This window comes from Pseudomonas mosselii, assembly GCF_003205295.1.
In the GTDB taxonomy this organism is placed as follows: Bacteria; Pseudomonadota; Gammaproteobacteria; order Pseudomonadales; family Pseudomonadaceae; genus Aquipseudomonas; species Aquipseudomonas mosselii_B.
The window spans coordinates 143249-168366 of record NZ_QJRP01000008.1 but is presented as its reverse complement, the minus strand read 5'-3'; the positions used below and the strand labels follow the sequence as shown (position 1 = coordinate 168366).

At 66.4% G+C, this 25118-nt stretch carries 29 protein-coding genes; 15 read left to right on the top strand and 14 right to left on the bottom strand.

All coding sequences use genetic code 11. The annotated features are described in order from the left end of the window. The 3 genes from DMX06_RS11035 to DMX06_RS11025 are packed head-to-tail and all read right to left on the bottom strand — an operon-like array spanning position 1 to position 3041. Positions 1-1095, bottom strand: coding sequence for an extracellular solute-binding protein (locus DMX06_RS11035; protein WP_375538093.1), 1095 nt, complete (start codon positions 1093-1095; stop codon positions 1-3). Between the two features lie 3 nt (positions 1096-1098). Continuing rightward, positions 1099-1995, bottom strand: a complete 897-nt coding sequence (gene aguB / locus DMX06_RS11030; protein ID WP_110736916.1) for an N-carbamoylputrescine amidase — start codon at positions 1993-1995, stop codon at positions 1099-1101. Continuing rightward, on the bottom strand, positions 1992-3041 hold the full coding sequence (locus tag DMX06_RS11025; protein WP_110736914.1) for an agmatine deiminase family protein: 1050 nt from the start codon (positions 3039-3041) through the stop codon (positions 1992-1994). The genes aguB and DMX06_RS11025 overlap by 4 nt, the downstream gene beginning before the upstream one ends. A gap of 134 nt (positions 3042-3175) precedes the next feature. Between DMX06_RS11025 and DMX06_RS11020 the strand changes: the two genes are divergently transcribed. The 4 genes from DMX06_RS11020 (at position 3176) to DMX06_RS11005 (ending at position 7468) form a co-directional block, all read left to right on the top strand. Beyond that, the gene (locus tag DMX06_RS11020) at positions 3176-4033 is read left to right on the top strand and encodes a LysR substrate-binding domain-containing protein (RefSeq protein WP_110736913.1); all 858 of its coding nucleotides are present in this window, start codon (positions 3176-3178) and stop codon (positions 4031-4033) included. A gap of 304 nt (positions 4034-4337) precedes the next feature. After that, complete coding sequence (fabV, locus tag DMX06_RS11015; RefSeq protein ID WP_110700646.1) at positions 4338-5537, top strand: enoyl-ACP reductase FabV; 1200 nt, start codon at positions 4338-4340, stop codon at positions 5535-5537. 167 nt (positions 5538-5704) lie between these two features. Then, the gene (locus DMX06_RS11010; protein ID WP_110736911.1) at positions 5705-6391 is read left to right on the top strand and encodes an N-acetyltransferase; all 687 of its coding nucleotides are present in this window, start codon (positions 5705-5707) and stop codon (positions 6389-6391) included. A gap of 168 nt (positions 6392-6559) precedes the next feature. Further along, a complete protein-coding gene (locus tag DMX06_RS11005) occupies positions 6560-7468 on the top strand; it encodes an alpha/beta hydrolase family protein (protein ID WP_110736909.1) in 909 nt (302 codons plus the stop codon). Positions 7469-7531: 63 nt separating this feature from the next. Here DMX06_RS11005 and DMX06_RS11000 read toward each other — a convergent pair whose 3' ends face one another. The 5 genes from DMX06_RS11000 to DMX06_RS10980 form a co-directional block, all read right to left on the bottom strand. Next, positions 7532-7873, bottom strand: coding sequence for a HopJ type III effector protein (locus tag DMX06_RS11000; protein WP_028689852.1), 342 nt, complete (start codon positions 7871-7873; stop codon positions 7532-7534). Further along, the gene (locus tag DMX06_RS10995; protein WP_050706872.1) at positions 7866-8162 is read right to left on the bottom strand and encodes a DUF1244 domain-containing protein; all 297 of its coding nucleotides are present in this window, start codon (positions 8160-8162) and stop codon (positions 7866-7868) included. Before DMX06_RS10995 ends, DMX06_RS11000 begins: the two co-directional genes overlap by 8 nt. 13 nt (positions 8163-8175) lie before the next feature. Then, entirely contained in the window at positions 8176-8868 is a 693-nt protein-coding gene (gene folM / locus DMX06_RS10990) for a dihydromonapterin reductase (RefSeq protein ID WP_110736907.1), read from the bottom strand. A gap of 76 nt (positions 8869-8944) precedes the next feature. After that, positions 8945-9517 (bottom strand): antibiotic biosynthesis monooxygenase, encoded by a 573-nt coding sequence (locus tag DMX06_RS10985; RefSeq protein ID WP_110736906.1) that lies wholly within the window; start codon positions 9515-9517, stop codon positions 8945-8947. A 148-nt stretch (positions 9518-9665) separates the two neighbouring features. After that, complete coding sequence (locus DMX06_RS10980; protein ID WP_110736904.1) at positions 9666-10289, bottom strand: hypothetical protein; 624 nt, start codon at positions 10287-10289, stop codon at positions 9666-9668. A 184-nt stretch (positions 10290-10473) separates the two neighbouring features. Here DMX06_RS10980 and DMX06_RS10975 point away from each other — a divergent pair, with 184 nt between their 5' ends. Then, positions 10474-10929, top strand: coding sequence for a flavodoxin (locus DMX06_RS10975; RefSeq protein WP_096049361.1), 456 nt, complete (start codon positions 10474-10476; stop codon positions 10927-10929). Positions 10930-11062: 133 nt separating this feature from the next. Here DMX06_RS10975 and DMX06_RS10965 read toward each other — a convergent pair whose 3' ends face one another. Continuing rightward, the gene (locus DMX06_RS10965; RefSeq protein WP_110736900.1) at positions 11063-11944 is read right to left on the bottom strand and encodes a LysR family transcriptional regulator; all 882 of its coding nucleotides are present in this window, start codon (positions 11942-11944) and stop codon (positions 11063-11065) included. Between the two features lie 100 nt (positions 11945-12044). Between DMX06_RS10965 and DMX06_RS10960 the strand changes: the two genes are divergently transcribed. The 4 genes from DMX06_RS10960 to DMX06_RS10945 all read left to right on the top strand — a co-directional run bounded on the left by DMX06_RS10960 (position 12045) and on the right by DMX06_RS10945 (position 15217). Then, positions 12045-12431 carry a CidA/LrgA family protein gene (locus tag DMX06_RS10960; RefSeq protein ID WP_110736898.1) on the top strand — a complete coding sequence of 129 codons (387 nt, stop codon included), beginning with the start codon at positions 12045-12047 and terminating at the stop codon, positions 12429-12431. Then, the gene (locus tag DMX06_RS10955; RefSeq protein WP_110736896.1) at positions 12421-13107 is read left to right on the top strand and encodes an LrgB family protein; all 687 of its coding nucleotides are present in this window, start codon (positions 12421-12423) and stop codon (positions 13105-13107) included. The genes DMX06_RS10960 and DMX06_RS10955 overlap by 11 nt, the downstream gene beginning before the upstream one ends. A 173-nt stretch (positions 13108-13280) precedes the next feature. Next, entirely contained in the window at positions 13281-14186 is a 906-nt protein-coding gene (locus DMX06_RS10950) for an alpha/beta fold hydrolase (protein ID WP_110736894.1), read from the top strand. Between the two features lie 116 nt (positions 14187-14302). Beyond that, positions 14303-15217 carry an SDR family oxidoreductase gene (locus DMX06_RS10945; RefSeq protein ID WP_110736892.1) on the top strand — a complete coding sequence of 305 codons (915 nt, stop codon included), beginning with the start codon at positions 14303-14305 and terminating at the stop codon, positions 15215-15217. Between the two features lie 516 nt (positions 15218-15733). Here the strand turns inward: DMX06_RS10945 and DMX06_RS10935 are convergent. After that, positions 15734-16516 (bottom strand): IclR family transcriptional regulator, encoded by a 783-nt coding sequence (locus DMX06_RS10935; protein WP_110736888.1) that lies wholly within the window; start codon positions 16514-16516, stop codon positions 15734-15736. Positions 16517-16705: 189 nt separating this feature from the next. Between DMX06_RS10935 and hmgA the strand changes: the two genes are divergently transcribed. From hmgA to DMX06_RS10915, 4 genes are read left to right on the top strand one after another with little or no spacing between them, the layout of a single operon-like run. Next, on the top strand, positions 16706-18007 hold the full coding sequence (gene hmgA / locus DMX06_RS10930) for a homogentisate 1,2-dioxygenase (protein WP_110736886.1): 1302 nt from the start codon (positions 16706-16708) through the stop codon (positions 18005-18007). Between the two features lie 3 nt (positions 18008-18010). Beyond that, positions 18011-19303 carry a fumarylacetoacetase gene (gene fahA / locus DMX06_RS10925; protein WP_110736884.1) on the top strand — a complete coding sequence of 431 codons (1293 nt, stop codon included), beginning with the start codon at positions 18011-18013 and terminating at the stop codon, positions 19301-19303. Positions 19304-19316: 13 nt separating this feature from the next. Continuing rightward, entirely contained in the window at positions 19317-19946 is a 630-nt protein-coding gene (gene maiA / locus DMX06_RS10920; protein WP_110736882.1) for a maleylacetoacetate isomerase, read from the top strand. A 51-nt stretch (positions 19947-19997) separates the two neighbouring features. After that, the gene (locus DMX06_RS10915) at positions 19998-21347 is read left to right on the top strand and encodes an MFS transporter (RefSeq protein WP_110736881.1); all 1350 of its coding nucleotides are present in this window, start codon (positions 19998-20000) and stop codon (positions 21345-21347) included. On the opposite strand, the gene DMX06_RS10910 is transcribed toward DMX06_RS10915, so the two are convergent. After that, positions 21336-22142, bottom strand: coding sequence for a SirB1 family protein (locus tag DMX06_RS10910; protein ID WP_110736879.1), 807 nt, complete (start codon positions 22140-22142; stop codon positions 21336-21338). The genes DMX06_RS10915 and DMX06_RS10910 overlap by 12 nt on opposite strands. Before the next feature lie 123 nt (positions 22143-22265). On the opposite strand from DMX06_RS10910, the gene DMX06_RS10905 reads away from it, so the two are divergent. Then, positions 22266-23285, top strand: coding sequence for a Leu/Phe/Val dehydrogenase (locus tag DMX06_RS10905; RefSeq protein WP_110736877.1), 1020 nt, complete (start codon positions 22266-22268; stop codon positions 23283-23285). An 86-nt stretch (positions 23286-23371) separates the two neighbouring features. Here DMX06_RS10905 and DMX06_RS10900 read toward each other — a convergent pair whose 3' ends face one another. Further along, a complete protein-coding gene (locus DMX06_RS10900) occupies positions 23372-23635 on the bottom strand; it encodes a YebG family protein (RefSeq protein ID WP_110736875.1) in 264 nt (87 codons plus the stop codon). A 222-nt stretch (positions 23636-23857) separates the two neighbouring features. Here DMX06_RS10900 and DMX06_RS10895 point away from each other — a divergent pair, with 222 nt between their 5' ends. Then, positions 23858-24328, top strand: coding sequence for a phosphate-starvation-inducible protein PsiE (locus DMX06_RS10895; RefSeq protein WP_110736873.1), 471 nt, complete (start codon positions 23858-23860; stop codon positions 24326-24328). 3 nt (positions 24329-24331) lie between these two features. Here DMX06_RS10895 and DMX06_RS10890 read toward each other — a convergent pair whose 3' ends face one another. Next, the gene (locus tag DMX06_RS10890; RefSeq protein ID WP_110736872.1) at positions 24332-24631 is read right to left on the bottom strand and encodes a DUF3509 domain-containing protein; all 300 of its coding nucleotides are present in this window, start codon (positions 24629-24631) and stop codon (positions 24332-24334) included. Positions 24632-24762: 131 nt separating this feature from the next. Continuing rightward, on the bottom strand, positions 24763-25110 hold the full coding sequence (locus DMX06_RS10885; RefSeq protein WP_110736870.1) for an HPF/RaiA family ribosome-associated protein: 348 nt from the start codon (positions 25108-25110) through the stop codon (positions 24763-24765). Between the last annotated feature and the right edge of the window lie 8 nt (positions 25111-25118).

Sequence of the window (25118 nt, the reverse complement as noted above, 5' to 3'; positions counted from 1 at the left end):
TCAGTCCTGTGCGGTCTTGAAGCGGGTCCAGACGCGCATGCGCGCACGCATGTCGGCCTGGGGGATGTCCTTGCCCGGGATCAGCCGGGTGTAGGTGGCATCGTTGAGGTAGATGTCCGGGTTGTCGCGCAGACGCGCATCCACCAGGGGGCGGGCCTTGGCGCTGGCGGTGGGGTAGCCGGTGAAGTTGCTGATCGCGGCCATGTTCTCCGGGCGCATGACGAAGTTGATGAAACGATAGGCGTATTCCGGGTGCTTGGCGTCGGCGGGGATGGCCATGGTGTCCATCCACACCGTGGTGCCTTCGCGGGGCACGCGGTACTGGAAGTCGATGGCCTTGCCGGCGGCCTCGGCGGTGCGCTGAGCCTGGATCACGTCGCCGCTGTAACCCAGCGACAGGCAGGTGTTGCCGTTGACCAGCTCGGTGACCGGTTGCGACTGCAGCTTGCGCACATAGGGGCGGATGCCCTTGAGCAGCTCGCTGGCGGCGGCCAGGTCCTCGCGTTTGGCGCTGCGCGGTTCGCGGCCCAGATAATGGAGCACCACAGCCAGCACTTCGTCGGGCGAGTCGATCATCGAGATGCCGCAGTCGGCGAACTTGGCCGCCAGCTCCGGCTTGAACAGCAGGTCGAGGCTGTCCAGCGGGGCGTCGGGCATGCGCTCGCGGATCTTCGCCGCATCCATGGTCAGGCCGATGGTGCCCCAGGTGTAGGGCACGGTGGCCTGGCTGGCCTTGGGGTAGCGGTCGTGCAGCTGGCGCAGGCCGGGCTCGATATCGTCGAGCGCGGTCAGTTGCTTGCGATCAAGGGCTTGCAGGCTGCCGGCGCGCATCAGCCGTTCGGCCACGGTGTCGCCGGGGAACACCAGGTCGTAGCCGCTGCGCCCGGACATCAGCTTGGCCTCGAGCACTTCGCTGCCGTCCATGACGTCGTAGATTACCGGGATGCCAGTCTCGGCGGTGAAGCGCTTGAGGGTGTCCTCGGCAAAATAATCGGCCCAGTTGTACAGGCGCAGGGCATCCTGCTCGGCCTGGGCGACGCCGGTGCAGGCCATCAGGGTGGCGATGGCGAGCAGTTTCGATGGACGGCTTGGCATGGTTCAGGCCCTCGCGGTCTGTGGGGTGCGGCCGTCCAGGCTGAGCAACGGCGCGTACATGCTGGGGCGACGGTCGCGGTAGATGCCCCAGGTCAGGCGGTCCTCGCGCATGCGTTCCAGGTCCAGGTCGTGCAGCCAGACGCCGCTGCTGTCGCGGTCGGCCTCTTGCAGCATCGCGCCCTTGTGGTCGCAGATGAACGACGAGCCGTAGAAGCGCATCGACAGGTTGTCGTCGCTGCGCGCCACTTCATGGCCGACGCGGTTGGCGGCCACCACCGGCAGCAGGTTGGCGGCGGCGTGGCCGCGCATGGCCATCTGCCAATGATCGCGTGAGTCCAGTTCGGCGGCGCCCGGCTCCGAGCCGATGGCGGTGGGGAACAGCAGCACCTCGGCGCCCATCAGGGCCAGGCAGCGGGCCGTCTCGGGGAACCACTGGTCCCAGCAGATGCCGATGCCCAGGCGGCCGAAGGCGGTGTCCCAGACCTTGAAGCCGGTGTCGCCGGGGCTGAAGTATTCCTTTTCCTGGTAGCCGATGGCGTTGGGGATGTGGGTCTTGCGGTAAACCCCCAGCAGGCGGCCGTCGGCGTCGGCCACCGTCAGCGAGTTGAAGAAGGCATTGCCGGCGCGCTCGTACCAGCTCAGCGGCAGCACCACGCCCAGCTCCTTGGCCAGGGCGGCGAAGCGCTTGAGCAGCGGGCTGTCGTGGTAGTCCTGGGCCAGGGCCTGGTGGCTGTGGCACTGCTCGATGCAGAAGTACGGGGTGGCGAACAGTTCCTGCAGCAGGATCACCTGGGCACCCTGGGCGGCGGCCTGGCGCACCAGTTGCTCGGCGCGCTCGAGGTTGGCGGCCAGGTCCCAGCTACAGGCCATCTGCGTGGTGGCGATGCGCAAGGTGCTCATGGGCGCGCTCCCTGCCAGGCCGGCTGCTGCTGGGTGATGCAGTGGATGCCGCCGCCGCCGTGGGCGATGTGGTCGATGCGCACCGGCACGACCTCGCGGCCGGGGAAGGCCAGGGCCAGCTGCTGCGCGGCGGCCTGGTCGGCGTCGATGCCGTAGGCAGGCATGATGACCGCGCCGTTGGCCAGGTAGAAGTTGGTGTAGGAGGCGCAGAACACCTCGGCTTCGGTATCCACGGCCGCCGTGGCTTCGTACAGGTCGAGCAGCTCGAACGAGCGGCCCTGGGCATCGGTGGCCAGCTCGAGGGCGCGGCGGTTCTCGCGGGCCACCTCGGCATAGACCGAACCGTGGTCGTGGGTCGCGTCCACCAGCAGCACGCCGGGACGGGCGAAGGCGCACACGCCATCGACATGGCCGTCGGTCATGTCGCCGGTGACGTACTGCGGGTCGCCCGGCAGCCAGATGGTCTTGCGGATGCCCAGCAGGCGGGCGAAGCAGTCCTCGAAGTCGGCCTTGCTCACGCCCGGGTTGCGGTTGGGATTGAGCAGCACCGACTCGGTGGTGATCAGCGTGCCTTCGCCGTCGACATGGATGGCGCCGCCCTCGTTGCACAGCGGGGTGCTCAGGCCTTCGAGGCCGAGGTGATCGAGGATGCGCCGGGCCAGGCTGCGGTCCTTGCCGTGCTCGGACTTGTCGCCCCAGGCGTTGAAGCGCCAGCTCAGGCCGGCCACGCCCTGTTGCGGGTGAATGAGGAAGGTCGGGCCGCTGTCGCGGCACCAGCTGTCGTCCACGGCCAGTTCGACCAGCTCGATGCCGGGGCCGCACAGTTCGCGGGCAATGGCCATGGCCGAAGGATCGACCACCATCTTCACCGGCTCGAAGCGGGCGATGGCGGCGGCCACGCGGGCATAGTCGCGCTGCACGTCGGCCAGGGTCACGCCCCAGCCCGACTCCCACAGCGGCTTGTTGTGTGGCCAGATCATCCAGGTGGCGGCGTGGCGGGCCCATTCGGCAGGCATGCGCCAGCCGCTGTCGCGGGACAGGGTCATAGTGAACTCCGATCTATTAGGGATTGTTATCAACGAAGCCCGCCGTCGCGGGTGTTGTTGCCCATGTTATGGCTGGGAAAGTGGGGCGACAAACGATAGATTTAGCGTATTTCTGATCAGTCAGGCTTATCAGCATGCTCAAGCATTGGCCCCCGCTCAACGCCCTGCGCGGCTTCGAAGCCGCCGCCCGCCTGGGCAGCTTCCACAAGGCTGCCGAGGCGCTGAACCTCACCCAGTCGGCGATCAGCCAGCAGATCCGCAGCCTGGAGAGCTACCTGGAACAGCCGTTGTTCCACCGCAGCGGGCGCAGTGTCAGCCTGACCGATGCCGGGCATGACCTGCTCAGCACCACCCAGGCCCTGTTGCAGCAACTGGCGGTGGGTATCCGTCGCCTCGATCAGTACCGCAAGCCCAACCAGCTGGTGGTCAACACCACCCCGGCGTTCGCCCGCCATTGGCTGTTGCCGCGTCTGGCGGATTTCCACCAGCGTCATCCGGATGTCGATCTGTGGCTGTTCACCAGCTTCGAGGTGCCGGACATGGCCAGCGAGACCATCGACCTGGCGATTCGCGACGATATCGGCCCGCAGGCCGAATGCAGCTTCACTGTGCTACACCAGGACACGCTGTATCCGGCTTGTCACCCGACATTATCCGAGACCGGGCGCACGACCTTGCACGGCGAGCGCGAGATGGACTGGAGCCACTGGCAGCTGGAGGGCGGCGAGGAGGTAGGGCAGCAGGGCAAGGGGCTGAATTTCTCCGACCCGGGGCTGCTGCTGGAGGCGGCGGGCGAGGGGCTGGGGACTGCCCTGGTCAGTCAGCTGCTGGCGCAGCGGATGGTCGACGAGGGACGTTTACGGCCCTTGTCGGCACAGCGTGTACGCGGGCCGGTGTGGAGCTGCCTGGTGCACTGGGAAAGCCAGGAGGATCCGTTGGCGCGGCAGTTCCTGGCGTGGTTGCGAGAGGCCCTGTCGCCTGTGTCGTCCTGATGGACTGGACCTTGTGGGAGCGGCCTTGTGTCGCGAAAGGGCCGCGCAGTGGCCCCGGCGATCTTTGTGTCAACTCTGAAATCCTGGGGCCGCTACGCAGCCCTTTCGCGACACAAGGCCGCTCCCACAGGATCGAGCCAGCCTTACGCTCAGAGCCGAATCGGGCTGTACAGACCATGCAGCAATCTCAATGACCCCGTAATATGTGTCGGATATCCCACGAGGGTAGTCTCACCCTCTAGATCAAACGGTAGCGCCCCGAATCCGGGTGCTGCCCCAGCCTAAACCTGACGAGGTACAGACATTGGCCATCATTCATCCCAAGGTTCGCGGTTTCATCTGCACCACGACTCACCCCAAGGGCTGCGAGCTCAACGTCCGTGACCAGATCGAAGCCACCCGCAAGCTGGGCGTGCGCGAGGATGGTCCGAAGAAAGTCCTGGTGATCGGCGCCTCCAGCGGCTACGGCCTGGCCGCGCGTATCACCGCGGCGTTCGGTTTCAAGGCCGACACCCTGGGCGTGTTCTTCGAAAAGCCGGGCACCGAGACCAAGGCCGGTACCGCCGGCTGGTACAACGCCGCCGCCTTCGACAAGTTCGCCAAGGCCGAAGGCCTGTACAGCAAGTCGATCAACGGTGACGCCTTCTCCGACGAAGCCCGCGCCAAGGTCATCGAGCTGATCAAGAACGAAATGGGCGGCCAGGTCGACCTGGTGATCTACTCCCTGGCCTCGCCGGTGCGCAAGCTGCCGCAGACTGGTGAAGTGATCCGCTCGGCGCTCAAGCCGATCGGCCAGCCGTACAAGTCGACCGCCATCGACACCAACAAGGACACCATCATCGAGGCCAGCATCGAGCCGGCCACCGAGCAGGAAATCGCCGACACCGTCACCGTGATGGGCGGCCAGGACTGGGAACTGTGGATCGACGCCCTGAACGCCGCTGGCGTGCTGGCGCCGCAGGCCCGCACCGTGGCCTTCAGCTACATCGGCTCCGACATCACCTGGCCGATCTACTGGGACGGCGCGCTGGGCAAGGCCAAGCAGGACCTGGACGAAACCGCCCAGCGCCTGGGCAAGAAAGTCGGTGGCAGTGCCAACGTTGCGGTGCTGAAGTCGGTGGTTACCCAGGCCAGCTCGGCGATCCCGGTGATGCCGCTGTACCTGTCGATGGTCTTCAAGATCATGCAGGAGAAGGGTATCCACGAAGGTACCCAGCACCAGCTCGACCGCATGTTCCGTGACCGCATGTACCGTGCGGACGGTGCGCCGGCTGCCCTGGACGACGAAGGCCGCCTGCGTCTGGACGACTGGGAACTGCGTGATGATGTGCAGGACGCCTGCCGTGCCATGTGGCCGAAGGTGACCACCGAGAACCTGTTCGAGCTGACCGACTACGCCGGCTACAAGAAGCAGTTCCTCAACTTGTTCGGCTTCGAGCGCGCTGACGTCAACTACGACGAAGACGTGGCCACCGACGTACGGTTCGACTGCATCGAGCTGTAAGCAAGTCCTTGACCGCGCAGCCGTTGATGGCGGCTGCGCGGTTCCCGCCGACGACTTGTTAATATTCTGAAACAAATCACCCAATGGCCCTTTGCCATGGGCACCCCGCGCCTGATCTATACCCCAGCTATTGGCCTGGCAATTCCGCCGGGGCCGAGGAGGGAGCAATGGGCGCACTGCAAAAACTACAAGAACGCATTCGCCAGAAGGGCCTCAAGCGCACCTTCAAGACCTTGTTCGAACGTTACGTGTTCTTCCACTGGGAATTGTTGTGGATGGAACGCGACCTGATCAGTCCGGTGCCTCCCTACAGCCTCAAGGCCCATACACCGGTCACCCTGGTGCAGATCACCACTGCCAACGCCGACGCCTTCGCCGCGAATTTCGGCGACCGTGTCGAGACCATGCGCGAACTGGCCGCCGAAGGGCACACCGGGCACATGTACCTGGACGAGCAGGGCGACGCCGTGGCCTTCATCTGGGCCAGCGTGGTCGACTATTACGACAAGCACTACTACGGTTGCACCTTCCCGGTGAAACCAGGCGAGTTCTTCGAATTCGGCGGCGAGATGACCCGGCCCTATTTTGGCAGCGAGCTGTCGGTGACGGCCCAGGTCGAGCTGTGGAACGCCATGCGTGAGAAGGGCTGCCACAAGGTGGTGGACGTGGTGGAGACCCACAACGTGCCGGCCATGAAGTTGCACCTGCGCATGGGCTATCACGAGCAGGGGCGGGTGATGCATGTGTACGGCCTGCTCGGCCGTTGGAAGCTGTTCCGCGAAACCCGCTACGACGGCTCGCGCCTGGCGGTGCTGCGCAAGCCGGGTGTGGCGCGGGCCCTGCCGACTGCCTGAACCTATCGCGGGGCAAGCCCGCTCCCACGCCGCCTTGAGATGACCACGGTGGCGTGGGAGCGGGCTTGCCCCGCGATAGGGCCGGTACAGCCAGCGATTTTTTTGCTAGCGTGGGCGCACGACAACAGCCCGTCCGCCAGCATGGCGCGACGCCGCAGGGAGCGCGCCATGAGCAGCCTCACCCAACCCGCCTGTGCCTTTCGTCATGTCGCCGCCGATGGTTATAGCCTCGGCGGATTCCGCTGGCGCCACGCCGAGCCCGATCCCGGGCGAGCGCTGGTGATCATCAACGCCGCCACCTCGGTGCGCTGCCGTTACTACTCACGCTTCGCCGACTACCTGTTTGCGCAGGGCTTCGATGTGCTCACTTACGACTACCGCGGCATCGGCGAATCGCGCCCGGCCACGCTGCGCGGCTTCCAGGCGTCCTGGAGCGACTGGGGGCGCCTGGACTTCGAGGCGATGCTGCAATTGGCTGCCGCCGAGCATCCCGGCCAGTCGGTGCATGTGGTCGGCCACAGTTTCGGCGGTTGGGCCCTCGGGCTGGCGCCGTCGGCGGGGCAGGTGCGCCATGCGGTGCTGGTGGGGGCGCAGTTCGCCTACTGGCGCGACTATGCGGCGGACCAACGCTGGCAGCTGTTCGGCAAATGGCATGTGCTGATGCCGCTGTTGACCCGGGTGTTCGGCTACTTCCCCGGCAAGCGCCTGGGCTGGCTGGAGGACACCCCGGCCGGTGTGGTGCACGACTGGAGCACCCGCACCCCGCGCTACGAACACCGGCCTAGCGGGCGCCTGCTCGGGGCGGTGCCGTTCGAACAGGTGCGGGCGGCGACCCTGGCCGTCAGCCTGACCGACGATCCGTTCGGCACGGTGGCGGCCACCGAGCGGTTGTTGGGGTATCTGCGGCAGGCCGAGCGTCGGCACCTGCGGGTGGCGCCTGTGGATATCTCGGTGGAGGAAATCGGGCATTTCGCGTTCTTTCACGATCGGTTTCGTGAAAGTTTGTGGCCAATAGCGCTGGGATGGCTGCGAGAAGGGCAGTTGCAGGGCCAGGTGCCGGGTCGCGTTATCGGTTGAGGACCTCATCGCGGGGCAAGCCCGCTCCCACATAACCGGAGCGGACTTGGGCATGACACGCTATCAGGCCAGGCGCGCCAGCGGCTGGGCGGTGAACTTCACGCCGGCCAGCCCATGCTTGATCAGCGCACGGATGTTGCCATGGTCGCTACCCTCGGGGGTGGCCACCACGCTACGGTAGTGCTCGCCGAAGGCCAGCAGCGCTTCCTGATCGCTCAGCCCTTCCAGCAGCGCCAGGCCCAGGGTCTTGCACGAACCCTCGTTCTGCCCGGCGGCGTTGTGCACGTCGCCGTTGTCGAAGGCCTGGGGCTGGTAGCTGTAGTTCGCGGCGATGAACGCCAGGGTGTCGGCGAAAACGTGTTCGCCGCTGGCGAGGCTGCTGCGCAGGGTGTTCAGGTCAGTCACGAGGTTTTCCTTGTTCGAACGCCGCCTGTTGCTCGGCGCTGGCTTCTTTCTGGTGTTGGGCTTTCCACTCGGCGTAGGGCATGCCGTACACCTGCTCGCGGGCATCGTCCAGGCTCAGCTCGATCTGGCGATCGTCGGCGGCGGCCTTGAGCCATTTCGACAGGCAGTTGCGGCAGAAGCCGGAGAGGTTCATCAGGTCGATGTTCTGCACGTCGGTGCGTTTCTGCAGATGGTCGACCAGGCGCCGGAACGCGGCGGCTTCGAGTTCGAGCTGTTGTTGCGGGGTCATGGGCGGTGTCTCTTCAGGTCATGCGGTTCTTCAGATGGCGGCCACCGTTGATGACCACCTGGCTGCCGGTGCTGTACTGGCTTTCGAGCAGGAACAGCACGGCGTCGATCAGCGGGCGGGCGCCGGGTTCGAATTCGAGCAGGGCCTTTTTCAGGGTCTGCTGGCGGTACTGCTCGTCGCCGCCTTCCTTGAGGATCAACAGGCCCGGCAGGATACCGTTGACCCGCACCTTGGGCGCGTATTTTTCGGCGAACGACAGCACCATGTTCTGCAGCGCGGCCTTGGTCGCGGCGTAGCCGATATGGCTTTTGCTGCCGCGTGAGGAGGTCTCGTCGCAGATGTGGATGATATCGGCCTTGTCCACCTTGTTCAGCCACTCGCCGAGGGCCAGGTTGAGGTGGTAGGGCGCCTCGACGTGCAGGCGGAACATGGTGTCGAGGTTGTCCAGGCCATCGTCGAGCCACAGCGAGGCGTTGTGGATGATCCCGCGCAGGCCGTCGTAGTGGTCGTGCAGGTGGTCGATCAGGGCTTGGCGGTCTTCACTGCGGGTCAGGTCGGCCTGGAACTGCCGGATGTTCGGGTGGGCCGCCTGGGCATGCAGGCTGCGGCTGGCGCTGACCACCGTATGGCCGGCCTGGGCCAGCTCCAGGGCCAGGGCCAGCCCGACGCGCTGGCTGGCGCCGGTGATGAGGATTGGGCTGTTCATGTGCGGGCGGTCTGTTCGTCTGTCCGTGCGTGATGCCCCAGCATACCCGAACTGCGCGGCCTTGCGAGCCCGTGCCTCAGCGGCTGCGCAGCCCCTGGGCGCGGTCGGCGGCGGCGCGTGGCGCGGCGTTCAGCCAGCCGGACAGCAAACGGGTGGACAGCGGGATGAACAGGTACACCATCAAGGGGGTCAGGGCCAGGGTGCTGAACAGCACGCGGGGCAACAGTTCGAGTGGCGCCAGCCAGTGGCCGAACACCAGGTTGAACAGCAGCGAGACCGGGAAGAACGCCAGCCAGATGGCCGTGGCCTGTTTCCAGCGTGGCGGTTTTTGCACCATGTTGGTGCCGAACCAGTCGTCGATGCCGCTTACACGCCTCTCCTTGGGGCGTTCGAACAGGCCGTCGCCGCGCTCCAGCCAGGCCCGGCGCGAGGCGGAATGCTCCCAGGCGTGCAGGGTCTGCTCGTCGGTGAAGCGGAAGATGATCTGGAATTCATCGCCCTCGGCCGGCGGCGCGAGGATGCCCGAGCCCAGGTAGCCGGGGAAGTCGGTGGCCAGCTGTTCGCCTTCGTGCAGCCAGGCCAGCAGGTCCTGGTAGCGGCCACAGGCGGCGCGGCGCGACACCATCAAGGTGACGGGTGGGGTAGACATCGTGTATCTCCTGGCGACGGGGCTGGCGGGTAGCCGGCCCCTTGGCATGCGGCCCGGGGTGGTGGGCGGCGCAGGCGTACTTGCAAGAATCGGGCGCAGATTATGCGCGATCAGTCATGACCGGTCAGTTTCAGCGGCTGGACGGTCCTCAGAACGCGGCGGGGGTCTGGGCGTGCAGCTCGGGGTGGGCCTGGCGGTGGGCCTGCAGGATGTACTCGCGCAGGCGTTCGATTTCCTCGGCCGGGCTGTGCGACAGGTCATAGGCAGCCAGGCGCGGACCGATGCGTCGGCGCAGCACGCCGTGCAGGCCGATCGGCGGGATATCCGCGGCGGCGAAGCGCAGCTTGAAGTGGGACGGCGCCTCGCGCTGGCCACGGACTTCCAGCAGCACGCCCTTGAACGAGATATCCCGCACCCACAGGTCGCAGGCCCGGCCATGATCGTCCAGCAGGGCGCTCGGTCGCTCCAGCGACAGGCGCCAGGGCCGCAGCATCGGGCCGTCCTCGTAGATGTCCGGCGAGCCCAGTTGCAGGTGCAGGGCGTGGAATTCGTCCTCGACCAGTTGCAAGGGGAAGCTCAGCTGCTGGTTGTTGAAACTGGCCTGCAGGGTCACCTGCTCGTTGGCCACCAGGCGGGTTAGCAGCTCCTTCAGACGACGGTCGCCATTGACCAGCAGGCTCGACATGGGGTCGGCCAGGTTCAGCTGGGGCGAATGCTGCATGTCCTGGATGAAATCCAGCTCGTCCTGGGAGAGTAGGGCGTCTGCTTGCATGGTCGAACTCGAAGGGGCGATCGGTAAGGGCGATTTCTTCACGGCGATGGACAGTGGGCAATACGCTTCGTTCCGGTCATTCGTCGGATAATCCTGAAACGTGTGACTTCAGGCGTAGGCGGCCTTTTGCCACTGTCGAGTGCTAGTATCCTACGTTTTCACTCAGTTTCGGAATCCTCACCCGATGAAAGTCGCCATTATTTCCGGTTCGGTATACGGCACCGCCGAAGAAGTTGCCCGTCACGCCGAGTCGCTGCTCAAGGCCGCCGGCCTTGAAGCCTGGCACGCCGCCCGTGCCACCCTGCAGGACATCGAGGGCTTTGCCCCGGACGCGTTGTTGGCAGTGACCTCGACCACCGGCATGGGTGAACTGCCCGACAGCCTGATGCCGCTGTACAGCACCATTCGTGACGTGCTGCCGGCGGCCTGGCGGGGGCTGCCTGGGGCGGTGATCGGCCTGGGCGACTCGAGCTATGGCGATACCTACTGCGGCGGCGGCGAGCAGATGCGCGAGCTGTTTGCCGAGCTGGGGGTGAACGAGGTATTGCCGATGCTGCGGCTCGATGCCAGCGAGACCGTGACGCCGGAGACCGATGCCGAGCCGTGGTTGGCGGAGTTTGTGGCAGCACTCAAAGGTTAAATCGCCCGTGTAGGAGCGGCCTTGTGTCGCGAAAGGGCCGCAGCGCGGCCCCAGCAATTTATGTGCAGACGCTCAGAACCTGGGGCCGCTTCGCGCCCCTTTCGCGACACAAGGCCGCTCCTACACGTTCGTGTCATTCGTTCTGTTCGCGCAACAACGCCAGCCACGCCTGCGCCGCCCGCGACAGATAAGCCCCGCGCCGCCAGATGAAGGCGATGTCCCAGCGCAGGTACTCCGGCGCCCGCAACGGCAGGCGCACCACCCCGGGCCGCTCCAGCGCCCGCGCGACGATCGCCGGCAGCAGCACCACGCCTTGACCGGCCGCCACCAGCGCGGCGAGAAAGTCCGCCTGGCCGCTGCGTCCGCCTTCCCTGGGCGTGAAGCCCTCCTGCTGGCAGGCACTGAGCAACCGATCGTTCAACACGAAGCTGCGTTGGTACAGAAGGAACGGCGTGTCGGCCAGTTGCGCCAGGGCGACGTCGGCGTGCCCGGCCAGCGGGTGCCCGGCGGGCAGCAGGGCCTCCAGCGGCTCGTTGCAGAAAGGTTGATAGTCGAACGCCGGATCGCTCGGCGTCAGGCTGCCGCCCAGTTCCAGTTCGCCACCCTTCACCGCCTGCTCGACCATGCGGCTGCCGCCTTCGAGCAACTGGATCGAGATGTTCGGATGCCGCCGCCGGTACTCGGCGAAGAGTCCGGCGAACAGCGCGTCGCTGCCCAGCAACGGCAGGCCCAGGCGCAATTCGCCGCGGGCCATCTGGCTGAGATCGTCCAGCTCGCTCTGCAACTCCTGGCGCTGACGCAACAGCGCCTCGCCACGCTCGAGGACGATGCGCCCGGCGGCGGTCAGCAGCAACTGTGAGCCCTGGCGCTCCAGCAGTGGCTGGCCGATAGCCTGTTCCAGCTGGGCGACCTGCTTGCTCACCGCCGACTGGCTGATGTGCAGGGTGGTCGCCGCCTGGGTGAAGCCGCCCTTGTGAACGACCTCGATGAAACTGCGCAGCTGTTTGAATTCCATGATCGCTCGATTCCATTCTGGAATGGCTGTCAGTCTAACAATTCGCTTCTGGCCTAGGTGCGCGACTTCTACAATGGGCGCGTTGTCGAGGAACCCCGCCATGAATCCTGAATTGCTGAAGAAAACCCTGCGCCTGCTCGCCGAGCTGACGGTGCTGCTGGCCCTGTTCCTGATCGGTGGCCAGCTGGCCGCCTGGCTGGCCTGGCCGATCCCCGCCGGGGTGATGGGCCTGGCGCTGCTGCTGGTGCTGTTCGCGACCGGCGTGCTCAAGCCGGCCACCCTGCAACTGGGCGCCGGCTGGCTGATGGCCGAGATGCTGTTGTTCTTCATCCCGGCGCTGATGAGCCTGCTCGACTACGCCAGCCTGCTGCGCAGCGAAGGCTGGCGCATCCTGCTGGTGATCGCCCTGAGCACGCTGCTGGTTATGGTCGTTACCGCGCTGACCGTGGAACTGGTGTGCCGCTGGAGGTTGCGCCATGAGCCTTGAACCCATGCCGCTGTTCTGGCTGGCGCTGACCCTGGGCGCCTACCTGGGCAGCCGCTGGCTGTACCGGCGCAGCGGGCGCTACCTGCTGTCGCCGCTGATCCTGGTGCCGGCGCTGCTGCTGGCGGTGGCCATGCCGCTGCACACCGCCTACGCCGAATATGCCCGCAACACCCACTGGCTGATGGGCGTGCTGGGCCCGGTCACCGTCGCCTTCGCGGTGCCGATCTGGCAGCAGCGGGCACTGCTGGCGCGCCACTGGCCGGCGCTGCTGGTGGGCATGCTGGCCGGCAGCGTGGCCTCGATCAGCAGTTCCTGGGCGCTGGCGCACCTGCTGGCGCTGGACGAGGCGGTCAGCCTGTCGCTGCTGCCGCGCTCGATCACCACGCCGTTCGCCATGCCGGTGGCCCAGGACCTGGGCGGCGTGCCGGAGCTGACGGCGGTGTTCGTGATGTTCACCGGCGTGCTCGGGGCGATGTTCGGCGGCATCCTGCTGCGCTGGCTGCCACTGCGCACGCCGTTGGCGCGGGGCGCGCTGTTCGGCGTCGGCGCCCATGGCGCGGGCGTCAGCCGGGCCCAGGAGGTCGGCCGCGAGGAGGGCTCGGTGGCCGGCCTGGTCATGGTCCTGACCGGGCTGCTCAACCTGCTGGCGGCGCCGCTTTTGATGAAGCTGATCTGACCGTTCGTGCCACTGACTCGCACGGTCATCAGGCTGGCTGCCAAGGCGACTTATCACCTTCGTATAGGCTTCTAGACTGAGCCTCGACATAGAGAGCACATGTATGTGCCGAGGTGACATGCAATGAACGCAGCCTTGCCCTCTTCCGACACTTATCCACCGGGACGACCGTGATGCCACTGGCCGAGATTCCATTGTGCGTCTGGCGCACCCGGAGCCAGGGTTTCACCTTCCGGGGCCAGAGCATCCGCTACTGGACGGCAGGGCAAGGAGAGCCCCTGCTATTGCTTCACGGTTTCCCCACGGCCAGCTGGGATTGGCACTACCTGTGGGCACCCCTGACCCAGCGTTTTCGCGTGGTGGCCTGCGACATGCTCGGCTTCGGCGACTCGGCCAAGCCCGCGGACCACGACTACAGCCTGCTCGAGCAGGCCGACCTGCAGCAGGCGTTGCTGGCGCACCTGCACATCGACCAGCCGGTGCACCTGCTGGCCCACGACTACGGCGGCAGTGTCGCCCAGGAGCTGCTGGCCAGGCACCATGAACAGCGGCTCGAGGTGGCCAGTTGCGTATTCCTCAACAGCGGGCTGTTCCCCGAGAGCTGCCGTGTGCTGCTGGTGCAGAAGCTGCTGCTCAGCCGCCTGGGCTGGCTGGTCGGGCGCTCGTTCGGGCGCGACGACCTGGTGCGCAACGTCACCCAGGTCTACGGCCCCTGCACCCACCCCAGCGAAAGCGCCCTGGACGACTACTGGAGCCTGATCGCTTCCAATCGCGGCCCGCGCATCCTGCACCGGCTCATCAGCTTCCTGCCCGAGCGCAGGGCCCAGCGCGAACGCTGGGTCGCGGCGCTGCAACGCCCGGGCGTGCCGCTGCGCTTCATCAATGGCGCTGTGGATCCGTTGTCCGGCGCGCACATGGTCGAGCGCTACCGTGAACTGGTGCCGGAGCCCGACACCGTGGTGCTGCAGGGCATCGGCCACTACCCGCATACCGAGGCGCCAGTGCAGGTGCTGCGCCACTACCTGGCCTTTCGTGAACAACCGATGAGCTATGTGCCGCTGAAGGTCGCCTGGTCCTGACCGGGCGATCATCGCCGGGCGTTATCGGGCGGCATTCGCCACGGTGCGCTTGATTGCCCGGCCCCGGCGGCTGGCGGAGACTGCGTTGCATCCCTTCATTGCCAGGAGCCTTGAGCATGAGCGAACCAGTACGTCTGCAGGATCGAGTGGTGATCGTCACGGGGGCCGGTGGCGGCCTGGGCCGGGCCCATGCGTTGCTGTTCGCCGCGCGCGGCGCGCATGTGGTGGTCAACGACCTGGGCGGGTCGACCCACGGCGAAGGTGCCAACGCCTCGGCGGCCGACCGCGTGGTGGAGGAGATCCGCGCCGCGGGCGGTTCGGCGATCGCCAACCATGACTCGGTCACGGACGGCGCACGCATCGTCGAGCAAGCCATGGACACCTTTGGCCAGGTCGATGTGCTGGTCAACAACGCCGGCATCCTGCGTGACAAGACTTTCCACAAGATGGAAGACAGCGACTGGGAGCTGGTCTACCGCGTGCATGTCGAAGGTGCTTACAAGGTCACCCATGCCGCCTGGCCGCACCTGCGGGCGCAGAACTGGGGGCGGGTGATCTTCACCTCGTCCACTTCGGGCATCTACGGCAATTTCGGCCAGGCCAACTACGGCATGGCCAAGCTCGGCCTCTACGGGCTGACCCGCACCCTGGCCATCGAGGGCCGCAAGCATGGCATCCTGGTCAACGCCATCGCCCCGACCGGTGGCACGCGCATGACCGAGGGGTTGATCCCGCCGCAGGTGTTCGAACGGCTGCAGCCTGAGCTGATCAGCCCGCTGGTGGTGTACCTGGGGAGCGATCAGTGCCAGGACAGCGGCGAGCTGTTCGAGGTGGGTGGCGGCTGGGTCGGCAAGGTGCGCTGGGAGCGCAGCCAGGGCGTGGGTTTCGACCCGCGCGAAGGGTTCACGCCCGAGCAGGTGGCGGACAACTGGGCGCGGATTGGCGACTTCGAGGGCGCCGGGCATCCGCAGGACAGCCTGCAGGCGTTGCAGCAGATGATGGCGAACCTGCAGAAGTATCCGTTGGGTTGAGGCGCGCGTGTCACGGCAGGGTCGGATTTGCGTGGGAGATCGCCCAGCCCTTTGGGCCGAATTGTCGCGCAGGGAACGATCCCCCTGTGGGAGCGGCCTTGTGTCGCGAAAGGGCTGCGCAGCAGCCCCCAGCAATTTCGATGGAGGCTCGGAGTCTGGGGGCGCTGTGCGCCCCTTTCGCGACGCAAGGCCGCTCCCACAAAGACCGCTCTCAGCCAGCCCGTTCCCACAAGGTTCCGTCAGCCGATTCTTGCACAAATAAAAAAGGCCGCTGCAATCGCAGCGGCCAATCGAGACGTTAGATCAAGGAGCTTCAAAATCAACGTCGGTGAACCTGGGCGGGCGCGAAAGGCGGGGGGGAGAGCCCTTCGTGCCGGCCAGTGAGATCAGGATAAGCGTTCGAACCCGTGGGAAAAATAGCCGCTTATGACATTCACCTTTACGTTTCGGGTAAAAGTGCAAGGCGGACTATAGCCAGCCTTCGCAGTGAAAATCCGTAATGCTTTGTAAGTCCTTTCACTGGTCCGCGCCGTAGCCCATCCGCCAGCTGGTGGCCTGGGTGGCGGCGAGCAGGCGCCGGGCGGCGGGGCCGTGCTCGTCGGCATGGAAGATCGAGGTCGGCCCGACCACGGTCATCACCGCGGCGACCTGGCCCATGGCGTTGAACACCGGCGCGGACAGCGCATCCACCCCCGGCATCAGCAACCCGTGCACATGGTGCAGGCCGCGCTGGCGGATCTGCTCCAGCAGGGGCGCATAGTCGTCCGCCTTCTGGCCGAGCGTGGCCAGTTCCTGGTCGCGCAGTTCCACGGTCTCCCGCTCGGGTAGATGAGCCGCGAACACCAGTCCGGTGGACGAACTCAGCAACGGCAGCACCGAGCCGATCTGGGTCACCACCGTCACTGCCCGCACTGCCGGCTCGATGCTCACCACGGTCGCGCCCTGGTTGCCCCACACGGCGATGAAGCAGCTTTCGTTGAGTTCGTCGCGCAGCTGCGACAGCGGTAGCGCCGCCACTTTCAGAACATCGATGCTGCCCAGGGCCGCCATGCCTACCCGCAACGCCTCGCGCCCGAGCCCGTAGTGGTTGGTGGCTGGGTCCTGCTCGGCGAAGCCGCTGGCGATCAGTGCCTGCAGGTAGCGGTGCACCTTGCTCGCCGGCATGTCCACGTGCTCGGCCAGGCGCGACAGCGAGGTGGAGGGGGAGAGTTCGGCCAGGGCCTTGAGGATGTCGGTGCCGACTTCCGCCGAGCGGACCTTCTGTTTGCCGTTGTCGGCACTGCTGCTGGCTTTGGCCATGGGGGGCTTCTATGCAGATTTCATGGAGTGGCGCCTTTATAGCTTGACGCCTGCGCGCGGGCAAATTACGTTATTCGTAATCTGATTACGATAAAAACAATGCAGACGCGCTGCCGCCCTTGGTGCCGGTTTCAGGATCGGGCCCGCAGCCAGCTGCCCGCAACGGCTCCCAGCAGCCTGGAGGCACCGATGACCCGCGACACTTCCCCTGAACTCGAGTACCTGAGCGGCTTCGGCAACGAATTCGCCAGCGAAGCCTTGCCCGGCGCCCTGCCGGTCGGGCAGAACTCGCCGCAGAAGGCCCCTTACGGGCTGTACGCCGAGCTGCTGTCGGGCACTGCCTTCACCATGACCCGCAGCGAACTGCGCCGTACCTGGCTGTACCGCATTCGCCCGTCGGCGCTGCACCCACGCTTCGAGCGCCTGGAGCGCCAGCCGCTGACCGGCGCGCTGGGGCCCGTCAACCCCAATCGCCTGCGTTGGAGCCCCCAGCCGATCCCGTCCGAGCCGACCGATTTCATTGACGGTTGGGTACCCATGGTGGCCAACTCGGCATCGGAAAAGCCGGCTGGCGTGAGCATCTACATCTACCGCGCCAACCGTTCCATGGAGCGGGTGTTCTTCAATGCCGACGGCGAGCTGCTGCTGGTGCCTGAACAAGGTCGCCTGCGCATCGCCACCGAGTTGGGCGTGCTCGAGGTCGGGCCGCTGGAGATCGCGGTGATCCCACGGGGCATGAAGTTCCGGGTCGAACTGCTTGATGCCCAGGCCCGTGGCTACATCGCCGAGAACCACGGTGCGCCGCTGCGCATTCCGGACCTCGGCCCGATCGGCAGCAACGGCTTGGCCAACCCGCGTGACTTCCTCACCCCGGTCGCCCATTACGAAGAGAGCACCGGCCCGGTGCAACTGGTGCAGAAGTTCCTCGGCGAACACTGGGCCTGCGAACTGCAGCACTCGCCGCTGGACGTGGTCGCCTGGCACGGCAGCAACGTGCCGTACAAGTACGACCTGCGCCGCTTCAACACCATCGGCACGGTCAGTTTCGACCATCCCGACCCGTCGATCTTCACCGTGCTGACCTCGCCCACCAGCGTGCATGGCATGGCCAACATGGACTTCGTGATCTTCCCGCCGCGCTGGATGGTGGCCGAGAACACCTTCCGTCCACCATGGTTCCACCGCAACCTGATGAACGAGTTCATGGGCCTGATCCAGGGCGCCTACGACGCCAAGGCCGAAGGCTTCCTGCCCGGCGGTGCTTCGCTGCACGGGGTGATGAGCGCCCACGGCCCGGACGCTGAGACCTGCGACAAGGCCATCTCGGTGGACCTGGCGCCGCACAAGATCGACAACACCATGGCCTTCATGTTCGAGACCAGCCAGGTGCTGCGTCCGAGCCGCCAGGCCCTCGAAAGCCCGCAGTTGCAGGCCGACTACGATAGTTGCTGGGCTACCCTGCCGAGCACCTTCAACCCGAACCGGAGATAACCGATGAACCACACCGCCATTGCCCGCAGCTGGGTCGAGCACGCCAACGGGCACCGTGACTTCCCGCTGCAGAACCTGCCCCTGGGCATCTTCAGCCGCCCAGGGCAGGCGCCACGTTGCGGCGTGGCCATCGGCGACGCGATCCTCGACCTCGAGGCCGTGCTGGCCGCCGGCCTGTTCGACGGCGCGGCCAAGGCCGCCGTCGAAGCCACCGTCGGTGGCGCGCTGAACGCCTTCTTCGCCCTCGGCCGGGCGGCCCGCGTGGCCCTGCGCGAGCGCCTGCTGGCGCTGCTGGGCGAGGGCAGCGAGCACCAGGGCGCGCTGAAGGCCGCGCTGTACCCGGCCAGCGAATGCCAACTGCACCTGCCGGCGAAGATCGGTGACTACACCGACTTCTATGTTGGCATCGAGCACGCCAAGAATGTCGGCAAGCTGTTCCGCCCGGACAATCCGCTGCTGCCCAACTACAAGCACGTGCCGATCGGCTACCACGGCCGCGCCTCGACCATCCGTGCTTCCGGCGCCGATGTGCGCCGCCCCAAGGGCCAGACCCTGCCGGCGGGCCAGACGGAGCCGAGCTTCGGCCCCTGCGCGCGCCTGGACTACGAGCTGGAGCTGGGCATCTGGATCGGCCAGGGCAACGAAATGGGCCAGCCGATCCCGGTAGGCGACGCCGCCGAGCACGTGGCCGGTTTCTGCCTGCTCAACGACTGGTCGGCGCGGGATATCCAGGCCTGGGAATACCAGCCGCTGGGCCCGTTCCTGTCCAAGAGCTTCATCACCACGGTGTCGCCATGGGTCGTCACCGCCGAGGCCCTGGAGCCGTTCCGTTGCGCCCAGCCGGCCCGTCCGGACGGTGACCCGCAGCCGCTGTCCTACCTGCTGGACAAGCGCGACCAGGCCGCCGGCGCCTTCGACATCGAACTGGAAGTGTTGCTGCTGACCGCGAACATGCGCGAGCAGAACCTGCCGGCCCACCGCCTCACGCTCAGCAACACCCGCAGCATGTACTGGACCGTGGCGCAGATGGTCGCCCACCACAGTGTCAACGGCTGCCAGCTACAGCCGGGCGACCTGTTCGGTTCGGGCACCCTGTCGGGCGCCGCGCCGGGCTCGTTCGGCAGCCTGCTGGAGATCACCGAGGGCGGCAAGCACCCGGTGGAACTGGCCAGCGGCGAGGTGCGCAAGTTCCTCGAGGACGGCGACGAGCTGATCCTGCGCGCCCGTTGCGTGCGTGATGGCGTGGCCAGCATCGGCTTCGGCGAGTGCCGCGGCACCATCGTCGCGGCCAACTGAGGGGGGCAGGGCGATGGAACTGTTCACCTACTACCGCTCCACCTCGTCGTATCGGGTGCGCATCGCCCTGGCGCTCAAGGGCCTGGATTACCAGGCCGAGCCTGTGAACCTGCTCAAGGGCGAGCAGCGCGGCGCGGACTACCTGGCACTCAACCCCCAGGGCCGGGTGCCGGCCCTGCGCCTGGAGAGTGGCGAGCTGCTGGTGCAGTCGCCGGCGATCATCGAGTACCTGGAGGAAGCCTTCCCCCAAATGCCCCTGCTGCCTCGTGCGCCCGAAGCCCGGGCCAAGGTGCGCGGTGTGGCGGCGATCATCGGTTGCGATATCCATCCGTTGCACAACGTCAGCGTGCTCAACCAACTGCGTCAGTTGGGGCACGACGATGCCCAGGTCAACCAGTGGATCGGCCACTGGATCAGCCAGGGGCTGGCGGCGGTGGAGCAACTGATCGGCGATGACGGCTTCTGTTTCGGGGCGACGCCGGGCCTGGCCGATGTCTACCTGATCCCGCAGTTGTACGCAGCCGAGCGCTTCAACATCGACCTCGGTGGCTACCCGCGCATTCGCCGGGTGGCCGCCCTGGCCGAGCAGCACCCGGCCTTCCACCAGGCCCACCCGGCGAGGCAGCCCGACACGCCCGACTGATCGCCACCGCCCGCACCTGCACTCATAACAACAAAAGACAGGGACCTTGCGATGCACAACCAGATAGCCAGCTTTCGCGCGGCGCTCGACGCGCGCCCGGTGTCACCCTACCAGTGGCGCCTGCTGCTGCTGTTGATCCTGCTGTTGGTCACTGATGGTTATGACGCCCAGGTGCTGGGCTATGTGATTCCCGCGCTGGCCCAGGACTGGGGCCTGGAAAAGGCCGCCTTCGGGCCGGTGTTCAGCGCCAACCTGCTGGGGCTGACGGTCGGCTCGCTGGCGGTGACGCCACTGGCCGACCGCTTTGGCGTGCGCCGGGTGCTGCTGTGCTGCGTGCTGTTGTACGCCAGCCTGACGGTGTTGATGGTGTTCGCTTCTTCGCTCGACAGTCTGATGCTGGCGCGCTTTCTCTGCGGCATCGGCATGGGCGGCGCCATGCCCAGCGCCATGGCGCTGATGGCGGACTACGCGCCGCCTCGACTGCGTACCCTGATGGTCACCCTGGCGGCCTGCGGTTTTTCCCTGGGTGGCGCTGCGGGAGGCTTCGTCGCTGCGGGCTTCATCGACCATTACGGCTGGCAGGCAGTGTTCCTCGCCGGCGGCGTTGCACCCTTGCTGCTGTTCCCGTTCCTGGCACTGTTCCTGCCCGAGTCACTGCCGCGCCTGCTGCGCGACGCCCCGCCCTATGTGCGGTTGCAGCGGGTGACTGCCCGTCTGTTGCCCGGTTGGCAGATACCCGCGGCGCGGATCACGGCCGACGAGCCGGCGGACAGCAAACTCACCGTGGTGTCGCTGTTCCGCGACGGTTTCGCCCGCCCGACCCTGCTGCTGTGGAGCACCTTCTTCGTCAGCCTGATCCTGTTGTATTTCATGATCAGCTGGCTGCCGTCGCTGCTGCAGGAAAGCGGGCTGGCGCTGAACCAGGCCAACCTGGTCACCTCGCTGTTCCTGTTCGCCGGCACCTTCGGCGCGGTGTGCCTGGCCTGGTGCGCCGACCGCATGGCCAACAAGGCTTATCTGCTGGCCGCCGTGCTGCTGGGCGCGGCGCTGTTCAGCGTGCTGGTCGGCCTGAATCATGACGATCCGCGCTGGCTGGTGCCCAGCGTGTTCGCCGCCGGATTCTGCATCATCGGCGGCCAGTTGACGCTCAATGCCTTCGTCAGCAACTTCTACCCGGCCCAGGTGCGTGCAACCGGTACTGGCTGGGCCCTGGGCGTCGGGCGTTTCGGCTCGATCCTCGGGCCTCTTCTGGGCAGCCTGCTGCTGACCTTGCACATGCCGGTGGAGCAGATCTTCTTCTTCTGCGCCGTCCCGGCCGTGCTGGGGGCGCTGTTGATCAGCAGGGTGCGGGCGCCGCGGCCGCGTGAGCCGAAGGTCGAGGGCGAGGCCTTAATGGATTGAGCGTTTGCCGCTGGGCAACTGGCCGAGGCGTTCGCTGAGCTTCAGGCGCTGCAGCGGGTCGTCGGTCAGCAGCAGCGCGTGCTCCAGGTCGAAGCGTTCGGCCTGGGGGCAGTCCAGATGCTGGTACAGCGTGGCGCGGGCCAGGTAGTCGTTGACCTGCACCGGGCCCAGTTGCATGACCCGCTCGGCATCGACCAGCGCGGCCAGGTCGTTGTCGTTGCTGGTATGCAGCTGGCGCAGGTTGCGCGACAGGCGTTGGAGCATCTGCATCGGCGAGGCGCTGCGCAGGTGCTCGGCGGTCAGCGGCATCTGCGGGCCGAACTGGCGGGCGAGCAGTTCACGGCAGTCGTTGGGGTAGAGGCGCCGGCCACCGCAGGGGTCGAGCAGGTGGTCGGCGCCGGGTACGCGCAGCAGGAAGTGGCCGGGGAAGTTGACGCCTTCCAAGGGGATCGACAGGCGGCGGGCCAGTTCCAGGGCAAGGATGGCCAGCAGCAACGGCTGGCCGCGGCGGCGCTGCAGCACCTTGTCCATCAGGGCCGCCTGCGGTCGCAGCGGGTGGTACTCGTCCTGCTGGAAGCCCAGGGCGTTGAGCTGGCGCAGCAAGGGTTGGGCCAGCTCAACGAGTGGCAGCATCGGCAGGCTGGTGCTGACGTCGCGTTGCAGCTCGTGCAGCCGTGCCAGGCCGGCCGCAGGCTCGACGCTGCCGTCATGCTCGGCGGCGATCCACAGGGCGGCTTCCAGCAGGGCGACCGGCTCGCGTTCCAGGCAGGCCAGGCAGGCTTGGCGTGGGTTCATGGGACCTCTCCATCACGCTTAACTTGTAGCCCTGGCGCGGCTTTTCGTCCAGTGGTCCGCCCGTGAGTTGTCCGGCCACGACCTGTTTATACTGGTAGGAGCACCTCGTTGGGGAGCCCGTCTATGTTCGAGCTCATGCAAAGCACCCGCGCTCAGTCACTGCACCTGTTCATCGACCCGCCCACGGGCCTGAAGGCCGTGGTGGTGATCCACAGTGAACAGCTGGGACCGGCCATGGGCGGCTGCCGCTACCTGCCCTATGCCGACGATGAAAGCGCCATGACCGACGCCATTCGCCTGGCCCAGGGCATGAGCTACAAGGCGGCCCTGGCCGGCCTGCCGATGGGCGGGGGCAAGGCGGTGATCGTGCGCAATCCGCACGTGGAAAACCGTGCGGCGCTGTTCGAGGCCTTCGGCCGCTTCGTCGACACCCTCCAGGGGCGTTTCATCACGGCGGTGGACAGCGGCACCTCGACCCTCGACATGGACTGCATCGCCCAGTCCACCCCCTATGTGACCAGCACCACCGCTTCGGGCGACCCATCGCCCCATGCGGCCATCGGCGTGTTCGCCGGCATCCGCGCCACCTCCATGGCCCGACTGGGCAGCGACAACCTGGAGGGGCTGCGGGTGGCGGTGCAGGGGCTGGGCAACGTGGGCTATGCCCTGGCCGAGCAACTGCATGCGGCGGGCGCCGAGTTGCTGGTCAGCGACCTGGATGCAGGCAAGGTGCGCCTGGCGGTGGAGCAGTTCAATGCCCATCCGGTGGCCCACGAGGCCTTGATCAGCACCCCGTGCGACATCTTCGCGCCCTGTGGCGTGGGGCCGGTGCTCAACGGCCAGAGCGTGATGCAGTTGCGCTGCGCGGCGGTGGCGGGGTCGGCGAACAACCAGCTGACCACTCTGCAGGTGGCCGACCAGTTGGAGAGTCGGGGGATTCTGTATGCGCCGGACTACGTGATCAACGCGGGCGGGTTGATCTATGTGGCGCTGACCCACCGGGGGGAAGCCGTGGGCACCATCACCGCGCACCTGGCGCGAATTCCCACGCGGCTGACCGAGGTGTTCGCCCATGCCCAGGCGGAGAAACGGTCGCCGGCCAGGGTGGCGCAGATGTTGGCCGAAAGATTGTTGTATGGCTGATGGCCCAATCGCGGGGCAAGCCCGCTCCCACGCTGGCCGCCTTTACAGGAGGGGGGCGTGGGAGCGGGCTTGCCCCGCGATGCTGTTTACTCGGCTGTGCCACCTTCGAGCAACTCCGCCAGCGCATCCGGCTGGCTCTTGAACGCCCGGGCGAACACGTCGCGGTTCTTGGCCATGTAGATACCGGCTTCCTCGACCTGCTGTTCGCTCAGCGACGGCACGGCCTTGTGCAGCACCTCGGCCAGGCGCTCGGCCAGTTCGAGCATCTTGTCGTGACGGTCTGCTTCGGCCTTATCCATGAACAAGCGCTCCGGGTCGCGGCTGCTGCGATACACCACTTCGACGGCCATTCATCACCTCTGTGCCTTTTTGCTGGTTGGGTTGCGGACAACTGTATTTTTATACAGTACATCGCCCGGCCATCATCCTGCAACCGCAATGATGGCCCGGCAAACTGAAAATCAGCGTAGCCCACAGGTGTCCTGCGGCAATCGGCCGCCTTCCAAGACAGGGGCCGTGGCCCTTTAACTGCATGGCACAAGACCTTCAGCCGTATCTAGGAATCGAACATCGTGAACATCAAATGGGCAGAAAGACTGCGCAAGGGCCTGCACGGCTCCGCCGACTCGCTGGGCAACCTGTGCGTGGAAGCCTTCCACTACCTGGCGCTGTTCGGCATCGGCGCGATCACCGCCTATGCGGCGGTGGTGACCTTCCTGGACATGCTGGGCAAGGGCGGGGTCAGCGTCGATGACATCCTGCTGCTGTTCATCTACCTGGAGCTGGGGGCGATGGTGGGGATCTACTTCAAGACCAACCACATGCCGATCCGCTTCCTGCTCTACGTGGCGATCACCGCGTTGACCCGCCTGCTGATCGGCGATGTCTCGCACCACAAGGCGCCGGATGTCGGGCTGCTGTACGTGTGCGGGGGCATCCTGCTGCTGGCCTTCGCCATCCTGGTGGTGCGCTACGCCTCGTACCGCTACCCGTCGACCAAGGCGCTGGATGCCAGCGGCAAGGAAGTGGACGAGGGCAAGTAGGCCTCAGTTGGCAATGCCGGCGGCAGGAAAGCGCTGCTCGCCGTGCCCAGTGCGGGTCAGGGCCGCCAGCACTTCCAGCGGGTTCTGCCCCAGCTCGATGGCCAGGCCCAGGCGGATGCTGTCGATGACCCGCTGCAGGCGCACCGGGTCGTTGCGCTGGGCCTGGCTGATCAGGCGCCTGGCGACCACGCCGCTGTCGTCGGAAAGGGTCAGCATGATGCTGCCGTCCAGGCGTTCGATGCTCAGGTTGACCCGGTACTCGGGGGCGAAGGCGGCGCTGATCTGATCGAAAGGGTTGTTCATGGTAGGGGTCTGCAGTGAATGACTGCAGGGGTTGACCGGAGGCGGCCGGGGTTGGTTCAGGCCCGCTGATCGGCGAACAAATGAAAACGCCCGGCGCGAGGCCGGGCGTTTTCATTGGACACATTCGAGTGTCAGGCGTCTGGATCGCTCAGTTCCAGGACGCCGCGCTTGCTGCGCAACTTGCCATAGAAGTGTTCCAGCGCATGGTTCAGCTTGCTGGCGGCGCCATCGACGGCATGTTCCAGCGAAGTGGCGGTGTGGGTCACGGAGATCGGCTGGTGACCTTTCGGGCGAGCCTCCATCTGGCAGCGTTTGTCGTGGGGACCGGGCTTGGCGCCGTTTTCGTCACGCAGGTGGACTTCGATGCGGGTGAGGTCGTCCTCGTAACGTTCGAGGCTGCTCTGCAGGGTACTGCGGACCCATTGGTCGAGACGGATGTTGCCTTCGATGTGGTTGCTGCTGTTGACCTGGATTTGCATGATTCAAT